At 47.7% G+C, this 16,497-nt stretch carries 13 protein-coding genes; 7 read left to right on the top strand and 6 right to left on the bottom strand.

Annotated features, from left to right (window positions below; genetic code table 11):
• The first annotated feature begins 223 nt into the window (after positions 1–223).
• The 5 genes from surE to HC229_RS11555 all read left to right on the top strand — a co-directional run bounded on the left by surE (position 224) and on the right by HC229_RS11555 (position 5,595).
• Positions 224–994 carry a 5'/3'-nucleotidase SurE gene (gene surE, locus HC229_RS11575; protein WP_191020738.1) on the top strand — a complete coding sequence of 257 codons (771 nt, stop codon included), beginning with the start codon at positions 224–226 and terminating at the stop codon, positions 992–994.
• Entirely contained in the window at positions 987–1,268 is a 282-nt protein-coding gene (locus HC229_RS11570) for a hypothetical protein (protein ID WP_191020652.1), read from the top strand. The genes surE and HC229_RS11570 overlap by 8 nt, the downstream gene beginning before the upstream one ends.
• Entirely contained in the window at positions 1,265–2,392 is a 1,128-nt protein-coding gene (gene lpxB, locus HC229_RS11565) for a lipid-A-disaccharide synthase (RefSeq protein ID WP_191020651.1), read from the top strand. The genes HC229_RS11570 and lpxB overlap by 4 nt, the downstream gene beginning before the upstream one ends.
• A 247-nt stretch (positions 2,393–2,639) precedes the next feature.
• A complete protein-coding gene (locus HC229_RS11560) occupies positions 2,640–3,380 on the top strand; it encodes a C40 family peptidase (RefSeq protein ID WP_191020650.1) in 741 nt (246 codons plus the stop codon).
• A gap of 208 nt (positions 3,381–3,588) precedes the next feature.
• Positions 3,589–5,595: a ComEC/Rec2 family competence protein gene (locus HC229_RS11555; RefSeq protein WP_191020649.1), complete on the top strand. Its 2,007-nt coding sequence runs from the start codon at positions 3,589–3,591 to the stop codon at positions 5,593–5,595.
• Here HC229_RS11555 and HC229_RS11550 read toward each other — a convergent pair.
• From HC229_RS11550 to HC229_RS11530, 5 genes are read right to left on the bottom strand one after another with little or no spacing between them, the layout of a single operon-like run.
• Positions 5,592–6,056: a thioredoxin family protein gene (locus HC229_RS11550; protein ID WP_191020648.1), complete on the bottom strand. Its 465-nt coding sequence runs from the start codon at positions 6,054–6,056 to the stop codon at positions 5,592–5,594. The two genes, HC229_RS11555 and HC229_RS11550, sit on opposite strands and share 4 nt — an antisense overlap.
• A 52-nt stretch (positions 6,057–6,108) precedes the next feature.
• Entirely contained in the window at positions 6,109–7,632 is a 1,524-nt protein-coding gene (locus HC229_RS11545) for a peptide MFS transporter (protein WP_191020647.1), read from the bottom strand.
• A complete protein-coding gene (locus HC229_RS11540; RefSeq protein ID WP_191020646.1) occupies positions 7,632–9,290 on the bottom strand; it encodes a peptide MFS transporter in 1,659 nt (552 codons plus the stop codon). Before HC229_RS11540 ends, HC229_RS11545 begins: the two co-directional genes overlap by 1 nt.
• Before the next feature lie 10 nt (positions 9,291–9,300).
• Entirely contained in the window at positions 9,301–11,184 is a 1,884-nt protein-coding gene (locus HC229_RS11535) for a peptide MFS transporter (RefSeq protein ID WP_223845593.1), read from the bottom strand.
• Positions 11,185–11,207: 23 nt separating this feature from the next.
• The gene (locus HC229_RS11530) at positions 11,208–13,379 is read right to left on the bottom strand and encodes a S9 family peptidase (protein WP_191020645.1); all 2,172 of its coding nucleotides are present in this window, start codon (positions 13,377–13,379) and stop codon (positions 11,208–11,210) included.
• A 191-nt stretch (positions 13,380–13,570) separates the two neighbouring features.
• Here HC229_RS11530 and HC229_RS11525 point away from each other — a divergent pair, with 191 nt between their 5' ends.
• On the top strand, positions 13,571–13,921 hold the full coding sequence (locus tag HC229_RS11525) for a DUF2200 domain-containing protein (protein ID WP_191020644.1): 351 nt from the start codon (positions 13,571–13,573) through the stop codon (positions 13,919–13,921).
• Positions 13,922–13,948: 27 nt separating this feature from the next.
• Here the strand turns inward: HC229_RS11525 and HC229_RS11520 are convergent, their stop codons facing one another.
• A complete protein-coding gene (locus HC229_RS11520; protein ID WP_191020643.1) occupies positions 13,949–15,031 on the bottom strand; it encodes a PA0069 family radical SAM protein in 1,083 nt (360 codons plus the stop codon).
• 138 nt (positions 15,032–15,169) lie between these two features.
• On the opposite strand from HC229_RS11520, the gene HC229_RS11515 reads away from it, so the two are divergent.
• Positions 15,170–16,489, top strand: a complete 1,320-nt coding sequence (locus tag HC229_RS11515; RefSeq protein WP_191020642.1) for a hydroxymethylglutaryl-CoA reductase, degradative — start codon at positions 15,170–15,172, stop codon at positions 16,487–16,489.
• Positions 16,490–16,497 lie beyond the last annotated feature (8 nt).

The raw sequence follows: 16,497 nt of genomic DNA, 5'->3' as shown, positions 1-16,497 counted from the left end.
ATACGACATTAGTACGCGTTTTTTGTATTTTGTTACGATGCCAAGCCCGGATGAAGCGGCTTAGCCTTTCGATGCCAAAAACGTGATTGGATTGCCGTTGGGCAGCGACCGCAGGAAGCTCGACCAATGGCATTTCCAAGCTGTTTTTGGAGAGGAAGCTAAAAGCGGAAGCCGGAACAGCTTCATCAAGACAAAAAGCAATACCGAACGAACAAGTGACAACGTGAAAAAAAAACCACTCATATTGATTACCAATGACGACGGTATCACCGCTCCCGGAATACGGGCGCTGATCGAGGTCATGAAAGATTTGGGCGATCTAGTCGTCGTGGCTCCCGATAGCCCGCAATCTGGGACCGGCCATGCCATTACGATCAACAATACGCTTCACCTCAATAAAATTTCCAAACCGGATGCCGCTTTCGATGAATACAGTTGCTCGGGAACTCCCGTCGATTGCGTAAAATTCGCGACAAAGGAAATCATTAAAGGCAAGCCCGATTTGTGTGTCTCGGGCATCAACCACGGGTCAAATTCGTCGATCAACGTGATCTATTCCGGCACGATGAGCGCTGCCGTCGAGGCGGGAATCGAAGGCATTCCCTCGATAGGTTTTTCGCTTTCGGATTTTGACTGGAACGCGGATTTCGAGGTCGTGAAGCCATTTGTAAAGAAAATTGCGCAACAGGTTTTAGCTAATGGTTTGCCAGAAGGTGTTATCCTGAACGTGAACTTTCCCCGGGCGAAAAGCTTCAAGGGCGTCAAAATCTGCAGGCAGGCCAAAGCGATGTGGGTAGAGGAATTCGACAAGCGCAAATCACCCCACGGACGCGATTATTACTGGCTTACCGGAAAGTTCGTGAACCTCGACAAAGGCGAAGACACAGACGAATGGGCGCTTTCCCACGGTTATGTTTCGGTAGTTCCGGTTCAATTCGACCTCACCGCCCATCATGCGATGCAAACGCTAAATTCGTGGAAGCTCGATGAATGACAACGACCTGACTTTGGGCATCCTCATTGGCATAACCGGCGTTTTTGCGGGCAGTTTCCTGTTTATCGCGCTGTTCACGCCTTACACGCTGAGCGACGGCATCCACATGATAAAATACTCAGGACAAATCTCGAAAGTGCTCTCGATCGGGGCGCTTTTGAATCTCGCGATTTTCTTCGGATTGCTCAAATTCAAAAAAGACGTTATGGCAAAAGGCGTACTTTTGTCGATGTTCGTGATCACGTTGGCCACGATAATCCTTTATTATATATGAAGTATTACATCATTGCCGGAGAAGCGTCGGGCGATTTGCACGGTTCTAACCTGATGAAAAGTTTGCTGTTTGAAGATCCAGATGCGGAAATCCGGTTTTGGGGAGGCGATTTGATGGAATCTGTCGGCGGAACATTGGTCAAACACTATCGGAGCCTTGCTTTTATGGGCTTTGCCGAAGTTGTGATGAATCTGAAAACCATTCTGGGCAATATCAAATTCTGCAAGCAGGACATCGAGCGTTTCAAACCGGACGCGTTGATCTTCATCGATTATCCCGGTTTCAACATGAGGATCGCCAAATGGGCGAAACCGCTCGGATATAGGACCTTTTATTATATTTCGCCTCAAATCTGGGCGTGGAAGGAAAACCGGATTAAGGCGATCAAGCGCGATGTCGATCAGATGTATGTCATCCTTCCGTTCGAAAAGGATTTTTACGAGAAGAAACATTCTTTTCCGGTTGAGTTTGTCGGACACCCGTTGATCGATGCCATCCACGGTCGGACAAAAGTCGACGAGGCGTCGTTCCGAAAGGAATTCAAGTTAAATGAAAAACCCGTGATCGCATTGCTTCCCGGCAGCCGCAAACAGGAAATATCCAAAATGCTCGACGTGATGTTGTCGGTTGTGCCCCAATTTCCGGATCATCAATTCGTGATTGCCGGTGCGCCGGGACAGGAGCCTGAATTCTATCGTCAGTTTACCCAATCGAAAAACATCTACTTTGTGCAGAACCGAACGTATGATCTGCTCTCGATTTCCGCGGCAGCCTTGGTAACGTCGGGAACCGCCACGCTTGAAACGGCGCTGTTTAAGGTTCCGGAAGTAGTCTGCTACCGCGGCAACTGGCTTTCCTACCAAATCGCCAAGCGCGTGATCACGCTGAAATTCATCTCGCTCGTCAACCTGATCATGGATCGGGAAGTCGTGAAGGAACTTATCCAATCTGAACTTACTACCAAAAATCTCGCGGCTGAACTCAGGAAATTACTCGATCCTAAAACGAGGCAGTCCATTCTCGAAGACTACGATTTGCTCGAAGCCAAGCTGGGTGGCGAAGGCGCGAGTGGCAAAACCGCAAAATTGATTGTTGATAACCTAAACATCCGTCAAGCCCTTTAAACAGGCGATTTAGCTTCTGAAAGTCAATTGTTTGCCAAATATTCCATCGGTTAATTTTGAAATTGTGAACAATTTAATATTTCTATTTTACAGAATTTCGCGATTTTCTTGCTATATTCGCCACCGACAGAACAATATAGCCCGTCGGCTTTGCGTTCTCGTTTAAGTTCCAAAAAATTCTACTACAGAATTTTATTTATAAATCTAAAGACGAACGCCCCTTCGCCTGAAAAATAAAAAATAAAATATGTTTGTAAAAACATTGTTCTTTCTACTGCCTGCTTTCCTACTGCTTGCCGCATCTGGCAACGCACAGGTGGTAACCTCAAAAAAAGAAGCCGTCAAAAAAGGCGTTTACAAAAAACCATCGGAAGTCTCCTCGGAAGTGCAATCGGCAGTGGCCTCATTTTCAGGAAAAGAATCCGACAAGACAGCCAAATCCAATTCGACTCCCTCAAAAAGCACTAACAGCCCGGCTGTCCAACCTTCGAAAACCGTAGCGGCTACTTCAAAGCCTGCCAAACAAACGGTTGCGAAGTCGAAAAGCAAGCGCGGACTGATCAACGAGAAAAACGAAACGGATGTCGTTCCGGAACCGGAAGAAAATTACATCGCCGTCCAGATGATCAACAATGCCATGACGTTCATCGGCACGCGTTACCTTGGAGGTGGCACGACCGCGTCGGGAATGGATTGCTCCGGAATGGTCACGGCCGTTTACAACCTGTTTGACCTGAAATTGCCGAGAAGCTCTACGGAGATGGCGAAAGTCGGGCAAAAAATCGACCGCAAAGAAGTAAAGAAAGGCGATCTTGTTTTTTTCCACACGAATGGAAGACGTACCATCAACCACGTCGGTTTGGTCGTTGAAGCATCGGACGAGGAAATCAAATTCGTACATTCCTCAACCAGCAAAGGTGTGATCATTTCTTCGACCAAAGAACCGTATTACGAACGCAACTTCGTGCAGGCCAACCGAATGCTGTAATATCACGACATCATAGACGGACATCGTCACCTAAAACAACCGGGCAACACCTGGTTGTTTTTTTTTAACATTTATTACAGATTTTCTGTAACGGCATCTGCTTTTGGCGTTGTAGTTTTACCTCACAGCCCATTAAAAGGCAATGCGGTTTCGGGAAATTTTAGTCGATGGATCTGAACACACGTATTGCCTTTACTTACTATACGCCATGCAGATTCTTCGTTTTCCACTCGTCCGTCTGAGCTTAGCTTTTGTCGTCGGGATCGCCTCCGGGCATTTCCTGCGTTTGCCTCTCGACTCACTTGCGCCAATTTGTATCGCATTGTCGGTTCTGGTTTTGCCTGGCTTTTTATGGAAGCGGTTCGAGCTGCTGCATTCGCTCCTACCGTATCCGATTATAGCCTTGCTCGGTGCCATATACCTGGAAGTTCACGCAGACCACGCCCATTCCGGACGGTTCCTGAAAATGCTGGATCCAAACGTTCCTCACAAGTTTTCGCTCACGATTCGTGAAAAACTTAAGGTTTCTGAACGGTTCAGAAAGTTCGTTTGTACAGTAGAATATATTGACGAACACGCTTCGGACGGGAGAGTTCTGCTCTATCTGAAAAAAGCCGATCATCCGGCTGACTTGCCCGTTGGCCAGAAAATTTATGTCAACTCGTACTGCACGGCATTAAAGCCGCCGTTGAATCCCCACGGATTTGATTATTCCGCTTACCTGCGCAACAAAGGTATTTATGCACAGGTGTTCGCCGATACGATCTTGCGCGGTGGAATCAGCAAGGATATCTGGTATTACTCGGACGCATTACGAAAACGAATATTGACCAACTCCGCAAAGGGTTTCGGGAAACAGGAACTCGAGGTATTTCACGCGTTGATGCTCGGCCAGCAACAGGAAATCGATGCAGAAACCGTCAGAAACTACCAGGTAACAGGCGTCGTCCACATATTGTCCGTTTCGGGGCTTCACGTCGGTTTTGTGATGCTGATCCTGTCTGCGTTTCTTAGATTCTTCCCCAACTCTCCAACCTGGAAGCCGGCGAAATTAATGATCCTTATCGTCGGTTTGTGGAGTTTTGCGTTATTGGCAGGTCTTTCACCATCTGTAATGCGGTCGGCGGCGACGTTTTCGTTTGTGGCATTCGGCCTGCACCTCAAACGAGGAAGCAACATCTACAACACGCTCGCCTCATCAATTTTGGTATTGTTGGCATTCCAGCCGAAACTACTTTTCGACGTCGGATTCCAGTTGAGTTATGTGGCGCTGTTCTTTATCGTCTACCTGAAGCCGTTATTTGACAGCTTCTTTGAGACGCGAAACCGTATTCTTCTTTACTTGCGCGACACTACGACGGTTTCGCTTTCGGCCCAAATTGGTACGCTGCCGCTGAGCCTTTACTATTTCCACCAGTTTCCGGGTCTTTTTCTTGTAGCCAATCTATTTGCAATACCGCTGTTGGGAGTTATTATGGCTTTAGGGTTGATTTCATCTGTTTGGGCATGTGTTGCGCCAATTCCACAATTTCTGGCCTGGCCGACGTCAAACGGTATTGCGCTGCTCAACTTCCTGATCGCCCAAGTAGCGAAATTCGACGGATTTGTTTTTACCGATATCTGGTTTCCGATGACGTTGATGGGTGTTAGCTATGTGCTGATTTTTTCGGTTGGAAGCCTCGCGCGCCCAAAGTTCGCAAGCGTGTTGACGCTGCTGCTTTGCGTGTTGGGAATCCAGCTGCTTTTTTTACATCACTTCAACAAAGCCGAAAATGCAAATGAATGGATCGTATTCCATGCAAGAGGCGATAACGTAATCCTTGAGCGCAACGGTAGAAACGCCTTGTTGTTTCAAAAACGCGAAGACCGCAAAAGGGACGAATTTGTACTGAATCCTTACCTGACGCATCATGGTTTGCGCGCAAGAAGCCGAAAGTGGACAGACCTGCATTTCTTCGCGGGGAAGAAAATCCTCATCCTCGATAGCATTCCGATATTTCCGCGATCCGCAAATCCACAAATCCTGCTGCTCACGAATGCCTCAAGAGTTAATCTTGATCGGATGATAATGAAATATCGTCCGGAAATTGTCGTCGCCGACGGATCGAACTACAGATCCCAAATTGAGTATTGGAAGCGCACTTGCCAAAAACGAAAAATCCCTTTTCACGCAACTGCCGAAAAGGGATTCTATTGTCTTAAAGACGATCCTTAGGATTTCTTAATGATCTTGTTCGCTCCGTCAAGCCAGGCAGAAGGGCCGCCGGCAACATATCCTGTGCTGCCCATTTGTGTAAAACTGATCTTACCGGTTTTGTCTTTTGTTGCCGTAGCAAACCAAACCGTCGGATAGCCGCGAACGCCAAAGAACTGCTGCAACTCGAAGTTCTGCTTTTTGATTTCATCAGTTTGCGGTGTCCGACGCGGGAAGTCGAGCTCGACCAGAACTACATTGTCTTTCGCCCATTTTGCAAATTCAGGCGTTTTGAGCACTTCTTTCTGCAACCGGATGCACCAGCCGCACCAGTCGCTTCCGGTAAAGAACATGAGCATCGGTTTCTTTGATTTCTCAGAGAGTTTTACCGCTTTCTGGATGTCGGTTTCCCATTGCAATTCCTGTGCTTGGACGGCTAACGATCCGACAAAGAGGAACAGAACTATAAATACTTTTTTCATGTTTGAAAATTTATGGCCCGCCTTGACAAAAACGGTGCCGAAAGGTAATAATTTATTTTACTCCCTGCATGAGTTTTTTGATCAGTGGCGAAAGTGCAATCATGACCACTCCGGCGATCAGCGCGTAAATCCCGAGTTGTTTGTAACCGTCGGCGTAGACATTGAGTTTTTCAATATTGGTCATATTGGCCGAGGCGCCTGCGATGTTCGCTCCCAAAAGCCCCGCGAAATATTGCCCGTAAGCACTCGCCAGGAACCACATTCCCATAATGACGGCCTGGGTTTTTTGAGGCGATAGTTTTGTCATGGCCGACATTCCTATTGGCGACAGACAAAGCTCCCCGAACGTAATCACGAGCCAACCTATGGTAAAGATGTCCAGCGAAGTCCTTCCGTCTGCGTCAGCAAAGAACTTGGTGTAATAAAAAAGGTAGAAGCCGCCGGCGAGAAACAAAAATGACAATCCGAATTTGACAATCGTATTCGGTTCGAGGTTTCGCTTGCTGAGCCATAACCATACGATGCCTACCAATGCAGCGAATGCGACGACAAATACCGAGTTCGCGGAATTGTTGACGCCGTTTGGATCGAGATGGACGCCCAGCACGGTGTCTTTGAGGTTCTCGGCTGCGAAGTCGCTCAATGACCCTCCGCTTTGTTCGAAAAAAGCCCAAAATACGATCGAAAACAGCATAAAAATCAGGGCCGCAACCAAGCGCTTGTTTTGGGCGGAGTCGAAGTTCCGCATCTCATAAACAAGATATACGATCGATGCCGGGCCAATGACGTACATGAAATAATCCGTGTATTCCGTATTGGAAACCATGATCATAATGATGGGGACGATCAGGATGGATCCAATGTAAGTTACCCATTCCAACATCCTTTTCCGCGCCGGACTCGCTCCAGCCAATGGCGATAAACCGATGGCTCCCAAACTTTTTTGCGTCTGTGTGAACGTCAGCAAACTGATGACCATCACGATCGCCGCCAATCCGAAAGCGACATTCCATTCCGATCCCGCCGGAATGATATTTTCGAAGATTTCTCGTTTTCCGATCGCAATACAAAAATATCCGCCAAGGATGGCCCCGAGATTCACGCCAGCATAGAACAGGGAGAAGCCGGCATCACGCCGATTGTCGTCATCGCGGTAAAGTTTCCCTACCATAGACGAAATATTCGGCTTGAAAAACCCGGTTCCTACAATCGTAAAACTCACGCCGAGGAAAAAGTAATTCTTGGGATCCATCGCCAAAATGATGCTTCCGACAATCATCAGCAAGCCGCCCCAAAACAAGGATTTGCGGAACCCGAAAATCTTGTCGGCGAATAAACCGCCGATGAATGTGAAGGCATACACCCACGCCTGGGTCGCCCCATATTGCAGGTTGGCTTCCTCTTTGTTCATCAAAAGCTGGTGCACCATGAAAAAGTAGAGCATGCCGCGCATTCCGTAAAACGAAAAACGCTCCCACATTTCGCTGAAAAACAAATACCATAACTGTTTTGGATATTTGCCCTTAAAATTCTGGATGTTCTCCAGATCGACGCTTGCCTGGGAAATCTCTGCCATTATCGTATGCCTTTTTCGGCCATTACTTTATTGAGTTGCTTCAAGACGACGAACATCAAAGCGGTAGCCGCCAACAACAGCCCGAAGTTGAGCCAGAAGAAATTCGTCTTGTCTTCATACGTGTCCCACATCGAGGCGAGAACGCCGCTGAGTTTGTTTCCGATAGAGGTCGCCAAAAACCATCCGCCCATCATGAGCGAGGTAATTTTGGCCGGACTCAGTTTTGAAACCACCGATAATCCCATCGGACTCAGGAACAACTCTCCTATCGTGATCACGCCGTAATTCGCGACGAGCCACCAAACCGAAACTTTTTCGGTTCCGTTGCTGCCCGCCTTGACCGCGGCGACCATGACCAATACGCTCAGTGCCGAGATCAAAAGCCCAAACGCGATCTTGGTTGGCGTTGTAGGCTCTTTCTGGCGGATGCGCAAAAACGAGAAAAACGCGATGACCAAAGGCGTCAAAACGATTACCCAGAACGGATTGATCGACTGGCTCAGGTTGGGCGACCAAAGCGAAACCTCGGCGTTTTCCTGAGGCAATTTCTCGGGTTCTACATTTCGGAAATAAACCGGATAATTGACTTCTTTCTGAACTTTTCCGTCCACTTTCTGGAGACGGAACTGTTCGTCGTACACGCCGACAGAATCTTTTTTATACGCGAGCTTGTCCGATAATTTCAACGTCGAAAACACGCTCTCGGTGTTTCCCGTTATCTCACGGTCGGTATAGCGGTCGCCCCAGGTGTTGAGAGCCGATCCGTTGAGTTTGAAAACGCCCCAAAACAAAATCACGACGGCGAAAATCGTCAACAGCGCGCCAATCGGGCGTTTGTCTTCGGGCTTAGCTTTAAAATAAAGAGACGAATAGAATAAAATGACCGGAATACAGGCGAAAATAAAGGCGTCCGTGCTGTCCGATCCGAAAATATAGCTGTTTGGATTCGCGTCCGAAGCCGTTCCTTTTATAAGCCATCCGATGACGCCGAAAACAATCGACGGCAACAAAATGAACATGACGATCTTCGAAAACGGCATATCGCCTTCCTGCACACCTTTTTTTTGGTCGTGAACGCCGTAGTGCTTGATGCCAATCATGAACGTGATCACGCCGATGAACATCCCGACTCCGGCCGCCATAAAGGCTTGTTGCCATCCGAAAAGGTTGTAAAGCGCGGCTCCGAAAAAGTTGCAGATGAACGCCCCGACGTTGATTCCCATGTAGAAAATGTTGTATCCTTCGTCTTTCTTGGCCTTGAATTTTTCTTCGTTATAGAAATTGCCGAGTAGCGTCGAAATGTTGGGTTTGAAGAATCCGTTTCCGAGGATCACAAGCGTCATGGCCGTGTACAAAACGGGAAGCGAATGCACGCCCATCATGAAATATCCGGCGCCCATCAAAATTCCACCGAGAATGATGGAATTTCTATAGCCGAGATAGCGGTCGGCGATCAAACCACCGATAAACGGCGTCAGGAACACCAATGCGATAAAAGTCCCGTATAAATCGGATGCTTCTTTTTCGGTCATGGCGAAACCTTTTTCCACGTCTTTCAGATAAAGCGTAAAGATTCCGATCATTAAATAATAACCGAAACGCTCCCACATTTCGGAAAGGAAAAGATATGGGAGCGCTTTAGGGTGTTTGTTCCACATAAGTCGAATATTAGCGGACGCCGTGCATCATTTTCTTGAGAACCGGAGTCAACGCGAACAGGATTACCGATGCAATTCCGCAGAGCACGACGAACACCATGAAGAAATCATAGAGGTTCGAGATCGTGAAACCGGCAAAGGTTGGATATTCCGCTTTGATGATCTGTTTTTCCTTGATCAGGTTGAGTTCGGAAGCCGTAAAAGTCGTATCGGAGGCCGTAAAACTGTCGACGAATTCCTTTTTCTCCTTAGCGGCAGTCTCGATCGCGGCTTTCTTCTCGGCTACATTCTTGATCTTCGCTTCCACGTCAATGTTGTTCGCTTTGGCCTGAGTGTTGTCGACGGATGCAAGATTGAGCTTGGCAAGCGCGAACAACTCGGCACCGTCTGCCGTTTTGGATTTGTCGAGAATAGCTTTTAGGTCGATATCGTTGTTTTCGGCCAATTGGTATTTGTCACCTGTCGGAGGCAAAATCGATCCGAGCGTTCCCGAAAGCGCGTAACCCGCAGCATTCGAGATAAAGAAAACGCCGTAAGCCAATGACGCAAAACGCTTCGGAGACAATTTCCCTACAAGCGAAAGTCCGATAGGCGAAAGGCAAAGTTCACCGAAAGTCTGGATCAGATAAAGCAGGATCAACCAGTAGATCGCAAGCAACCCGTTGCCGAGATCCTTTACGTTATGGGCGATGATAAAGTAACTCAACGCGATCAACGCCAAACCGATCGATTGTTTCACAGTAGAAATCGGCTCTTGGTTTTTGGCGCGCAACCTGTCCCAAAGCATAGAGAATGGAACGGCGAACATCACGACGAACAATCCGTTGAAGATTTGCACCATCGACGCCGGCATATCCCAGATTCCAAGGAAGTTTCTGTCGGTTTGGTTGTCGGCGATAAAGGTCAGCGAGGATCCCGCCTGTTCGAATGCGGCCCAAAAGAAGATGATGAAAAACGACATCACGTAAATCACGCAAATGCGTTGGATCTCCACTCTCGTAAGCGTTTTATCGGTAAGGATGAGCGCCGCAAGGGTGATTCCCGCTGCGTAGATCATCGGATAGATGTAGGTTTTTACGATGTTGTCGCCTTCGGTAAAGAAATTGAACGCGAAGAACAATCCGACGAACAACACCACCGCAAACAATAACGAACCTGTCGTAAAATGTGCTTTTTGTGCTTCTCCTTCTTCGTAATCAGAGGTGTCGTTTTTGGACGGAACGCCTCCGATTGGCTTGCCTTCCGGAGTAACTACATATTTATTTTTGAGGAAATAGAACGTGGCCGATCCGATCAACATCGCAAGTGCCGCCACGAGAAATCCCCATTTGAACGCGTGGATGTCGCGAACGCCGTTGGCATCTTTGACGTCGCCAAGGAATGGGCAGATGAATTGTCCGAGGAAAGCGCCAATGTTGATTCCCATGTAGAAAATCGTGAACGCCGTGTCCAGCTTCGTTTTCTCTTGTTTCGGATACAAGCTTCCCACCATCGAGGAAATGTTCGGCTTGAAGAATCCGTTTCCGAAGATGATGATTCCGAGGGCCGACCACATCAGGGTGTTCGCCAACGACAAATTCGTACCGAAAACCGAGGCGCTGAAGAACAAAAGCAATTGTCCGCACGCCATCATCAATCCGCCGAGCAAAATGCAGTTGCGGTTGCCGAAGAAACGGTCGGCGATGAAACCGCCCAAAAGCGGCGTCAGGTAACAGAGTCCGAGAAAACCGCCGTAGATAAGGGAAGCGTCCGCCTCCTTCATCATGAGTGAGTTTACGAGGAATAGCGTAAGTAGCGCGCGCATTCCGTAGAAGTTGAAACGCTCCCACATTTCGGTCCCGAATAGGACCCAAAGCCCTTTGGGATGCCCTGTTTTTGCCTGAATTTCTGCCATTTTTATATTCTGTTGTTAGTTAGTTAAAGATTCTGAAGGATGTAATCGGTCATTTTGTTGAAAAGCTGGATGCGTGTTTTGCCTCCGTAAATGCCGTGGTTTTTGTCTGGATAAATCGCCATGTCGAATTGTTTGTTGGCCTGGACCAACGCTTCGATCATCTGCATGGAATTCTGTACGTGGACGTTGTCGTCGGCCGTTCCGTGGATCAAAAGGAACTTCCCTTTTAGGTTCTGCACGAAATTGATCGGTGAATTTTCGTCGTAACCCGCAGCGTTTTCCTGAGGCGTCGTAAGGTATCTTTCGGTATAAACCGAATCGTAAAATCGCCAGTTCGTCACCGGAGCGACCGCAATGGCCATCTTGAACACGTCCGACCCTTTGAGGATGCAGTTCGAGGACATGAATCCGCCGTACGACCATCCGAAAATTCCGATGCGCGATTTGTCGACATACGGATAATTCCCGATGACTTTAGCTGCGTCGATCTGGTCTTCGACTTCGTATTTCCCGAGATTGTTCTGTGTTACTTTTTTAAATGCGGCTCCTTTAAAACCAGTGCCACGACCGTCGACGCAAACCGTGATGTAACCTTGTTGCGACAACATCATGAACCAATAATCGTTCGCGCTGAGCCAGTCGTTTGAGACTTCCTGTGATCCTGGGCCGGAATATTGGTACATGAAAACCGGATATTTTTTGGACGCATCGAAATTTTTCGGCTTGATCATCCAGGCGTTCAATTCGTGGCCTTTTTCGGTTTTGATCACGAAAAATTCCTTTGCAGGCAAATCGTACGCTTTGATCTTATCGGTCAGGGCGACGTTATCCGAGATTTTCTGGACTTCCTTGCCGGACTTGGATTCGCGCAACGTGTAGGCCGGCGCCTCGGTCGCGCTCGAAAAACTGTTGATATAAAAATCGAAGTTCGGGCTGAAAGTCGTCGCATTATTTGTTCCCGTTTGGGACGAAAGGCGCTTTTTGTTCTTTCCGTCAAGGCTAATGCTGTACACGTCGCGGTTGATCGAACCGTTCTCTACCGATTGGTAAAAAATCGTCTTGTTCTTTTCATCAAAACCATAATATTTCGTGACTTCCCATTTGCCTTTCGTGACTTGATTCTTTAGCTTTCCGTTCTTGTCGTACAGATAAATGTGGTTGAAGCCGTCCTTTTCTGACGTCCAGATAAAGCTGTTGTCCTTGAGAAACGTGAGGTTGTCGGTCACATCGACGTAGGCTTTGTCTTTTTCGTTGAGCGCGATTTTAGCCGACCCGGAATTCGCATCTACAAAAATCAAGTCAAGGTTGCTCTGGTGGCGGTTCAGAACCTGCGCACTCAAAATATTGGCGTCTTTCGTCCATTTTAGGCGGGCGATATAGAAATCGCTGTAATTCCCGAGGTTGACGTTCTTGGTCGCAGCCGAAGTCACATCGTATAAGTGAAGGCTTACCAAAGCGTTCTTTTCGCCTGCTTTCGGATACTTGAATTTTTCTTCTTTCGGATACAATTCTTTGTGAAAAACCGTCATCGTAAATTCCGGAACCTGGGTTTCGTCAAAGCGGATAAACGCGATTTTCTTAGAATCGGCACTCCAGTCGAACGCGCGAACAAACGCAAATTCTTCCTCGTAAACCCAATCCGTAATTCCGTTGATGACGCTGTTCTTCTTGCCGTCCGACGTTATTTGGACGGTTGATTTCGAGGCGACGTCGTACAGGAAAAGATTGTTTTCCTTAGCGTAGGCGATTTTGTTTCCGTCAGGCGAAAACGTAGGCTCCTGGACGGCTTCGAGCACCTTCGAAAGTTGCTTTGTCGCGATGTCGTACAGGTAGAAATCGGCCGTAAACGAGTGGCGGTAAATTGGGTTTGAGTTCGTCGCGATCAGGATTTTCTTTTCGGACGCATCGAAATAATAACTGTCAATCGACTGTAATTCCTTATGATTCTTAGTGTCGAGCACCGTCGCGACCTTTTTCAACGTAGCGAAATCGTAAAGGTCGATTTGCATGCTACGCGACGAACGGTCGAAGTTGAGAACCGTATATTGATTGGTGTTTTTCATCGAATGGAGCTCGTCCATTCCTTTGGTGCGGAAAGCACCTGTGTAGATTTCGTCGACCGTTACCTTTTTTTGGGCAAAAACCGAGGCACTGACCAACAGGAAAAGTGTGGTTACTCTAAAAATTCTCGTCATTTTTATTGTGGAATATAAAAACCGTCAATTTTAGTGAAAAAAATGCAGATACCGATTTTTTTCGGTGTTAAATACGGTTTTGGTTGATGGGAGTTTGTCTCTAAAATCGCGATTCGTTACACTATCGTCAAAATCATCGCAGCCCGCAAAATCCGTATATTTGAAGAAATGATACCATATATTTCGTTAACATGAACAATACCAGGGTTTACCGAATGTCTTTCGCGGGTGTCTATCCGCATTACGTTCAAAAAGCTGAAAAAAAAGGCCGGACGAAGCAAGAAGTCGACACCATTATTTTCTGGCTTACCGGCTACGACCAAGCGTCGTTTGCGCGCGTACTTGACAACAAGACCGATTTTGAGACGTTTTTTAACGAGGCTCCGCGGTTTCACCCGAACGCCACAAAAATTACAGGCGTTATCTGCGGCTATCGCGTCGAAGAAATCGAAGATCCGATCATGAAAAAAGTACGACAGCTCGACAAACTTATAGACGAACTCGCCAAAGGCAAAGCCATGGAAAAAATCCTTCGCGAGTAGACATCACTTCCCTGTATTTGTGCAATTCTAAAACAAGCGGAACTGTCCGTCGCGATATTGTTCGTAAAGGTTGTGGTTCAAAGCGGGAAATTCCTTTCCTGCAAAAAATTTTGTTCGCGCTAGTCTCATTTGGGCGTGAATTTGCTCGGCAAACTCTCCTTCTCCTTTCATACGTTGGCCCCATCGGCTGTCGTTTAGCGTCCCGCCGTGTACCGCCTTGATATGGTTGAGCACTTTTTCGGCCCGATCGGGCATGGCTTTATGTATCCAATCGGTAAAGATCTCCGCAATTTGCCCGTTCAACCTTACGATAGTGTGTGCGATGGAAACCGCACCGGCATCGGCGGCAGCTTTGGCCAACGGCAACACCTCGTGGCTGTTGATACCGGGAATTATCGGGGCGATCATCACATTGACGGGAACTCCTGCCTGGGACAATAGCTTTACGGTATCGAGGCGCTTCCTGATCGTTGCAGTGCGCGGTTCGACCAACATGCGCGTCTTTTCTGACAGTGACGTAATCGACACATTGACTCCGATAAGGTTGTCCGCCGCCAATTTGGAAACAATGTCCATGTCGCGACTGATCAAAGCGTTCTTCGTGATGATGGCCACAGGATGACGGTATTTTTGGAACACCTCGAGGCATTGGCGTGTGATCTGGAACTTCTTTTCGGCTGGTTGGTAACAATCTGTATTGCCGGACATCACGATGGTCTCGCATTTCCAGTTTTTACCTGAGAGCTTTTCCTCCAGCAGCTTCGGAGCGTTCTTCTTTACCAAAATTTTCCTCTCAAAATCCAATCCGGCGCTGTAGCCCCAGTATTCGTGAGAGTTTCGGGCGTAACAATAGATGCAACCATGTTCGCAGCCTTGGTATGCGTTCATCGACCAACCCATGCGCACATCCGGACTTTCCACTTTATTGACGATCGTCTTGGGGAAAACCTCGAGATATTGAGTTTTGTTTGGATCGGCATCATCGCCTTCGGCTGCGCAATAATTCAGGAAATCATCGGAAATCTCATACGATTCCGCAAAGAAACGATTCTTGACGTTTTTCTGCGCGCCCCTTCCCTTTATATACTCGTTTCCTTCTTCGCCAACCATGCCGCAAGATAAACCAAATCAAATACAATGGAAAATATCCAATGTTAAATTTGGAATATCTCCATAGTCAAATTAGTTTTGGCTAGCTAAGACGTAAATCTCTCAGAGTGCTATCTTTGTATCTCAATCTGACATTAAATGACCAAAGAGATTTCTGGATTTTCCAAATTGTCAAAAGCTGAGAAAATCGACTGGATCGCCAACCACTATTTTGAATCGCCCGAGGAGGCCAAAGCCCTTGTGAAAAGCTATTGGAATTCAGATGTGAAATTGCAGCAACTGCACGACGATTTCATCGAGAATACGGTTTCCAATTTCTACTTGCCGATGGGCATCGCGCCCAATTTCAACATCAACGGGAAAACTTACACCGTGCCGATGGTAATCGAGGAAAGCTCGGTTGTGGCCGCAGCGGCAAAATCTGCCAAATTCTGGGCGACGAAAGGCGGATTCAAAACGACTGTCCTCAACACCGAAAAAATCGGCCAGGTCCATTTTATATTTACGGGCGATAAGGAGAAGCTACAAGGCTTTTTCCAGCTGATAAAACCGAACTTTTTTTACGACACCGAACCGCTGACGGCCAATATGCAAAAGCGCGGAGGCGGCATCCTGGACATCGAACTTCGGGACAAGTCTACCGACATTCCGGGATATTTCCAACTTCACGCGACATTCGAGACGAAAGATTCCATGGGCGCGAACTTCATCAATTCCTGCCTCGAGCAGTTCGCGAAAACACTTAAGGAGGAAGCCGCTGAATACGATGGCTTTTCAGCCGAGGAAAAGAACATCAGGATCGTGATGAGCATCTTGTCCAACTTTGTTACAGGATGTGTAGTACGTGCCGAAGTTTCGTGCAAAGTCGAGGAATTGACCGATAAGAACATTCCGGATCCACACGCTTTTGCGGAAAAATTCATTACGGCGGTCAAAATTGCGGAGGTAGAACCTTATCGCGCCGTAACGCACAACAAAGGCATCATGAATGGCGTCGACGCCGTAGTGTTGGCCACAGGAAACGACTTTCGTGCTGTTGAGGCCGCCGTCCACGCGTATGCCTCCAAAGATGGTCGCTATTCGAGTCTGTCCCATGCAGAAGTCACCGACGGAATTTTCCGTTTTTGGTTGGATCTGCCGCTCGCACTGGGAACGGTAGGCGGATTGACCTCATTGCATCCGCTTGTGAAGTTCGCGTTGACAGTACTCGAAAAACCGTCCGCACCCGAATTGATGCAAATCGTGGCAGCCACCGGCCTTGCCCAGAATTTCGCTGCGTTGCGATCGTTGACTACGACAGGCATCCAGGAAGGCCACATGAAAATGCACCTGAATAATATCCTCAACCAATTCGGGGCGACGGACGTAGAACGCGAAATGGTTCGGAAACATTTCAAGAAACACGCGATCTCACACGCGGCGGCGGTGAATTATATCGAAAGTTTGAGAAAGAACTAATTGTCACA

It is taken from the genome of Flavobacterium selenitireducens (genome assembly GCF_014748335.1).
Classification (GTDB): domain Bacteria; phylum Bacteroidota; class Bacteroidia; order Flavobacteriales; family Flavobacteriaceae; genus Flavobacterium; species Flavobacterium selenitireducens.
Note: the sequence above shows the minus strand (reverse complement) of the source record. Positions and strands in the feature narration are given on the sequence as shown.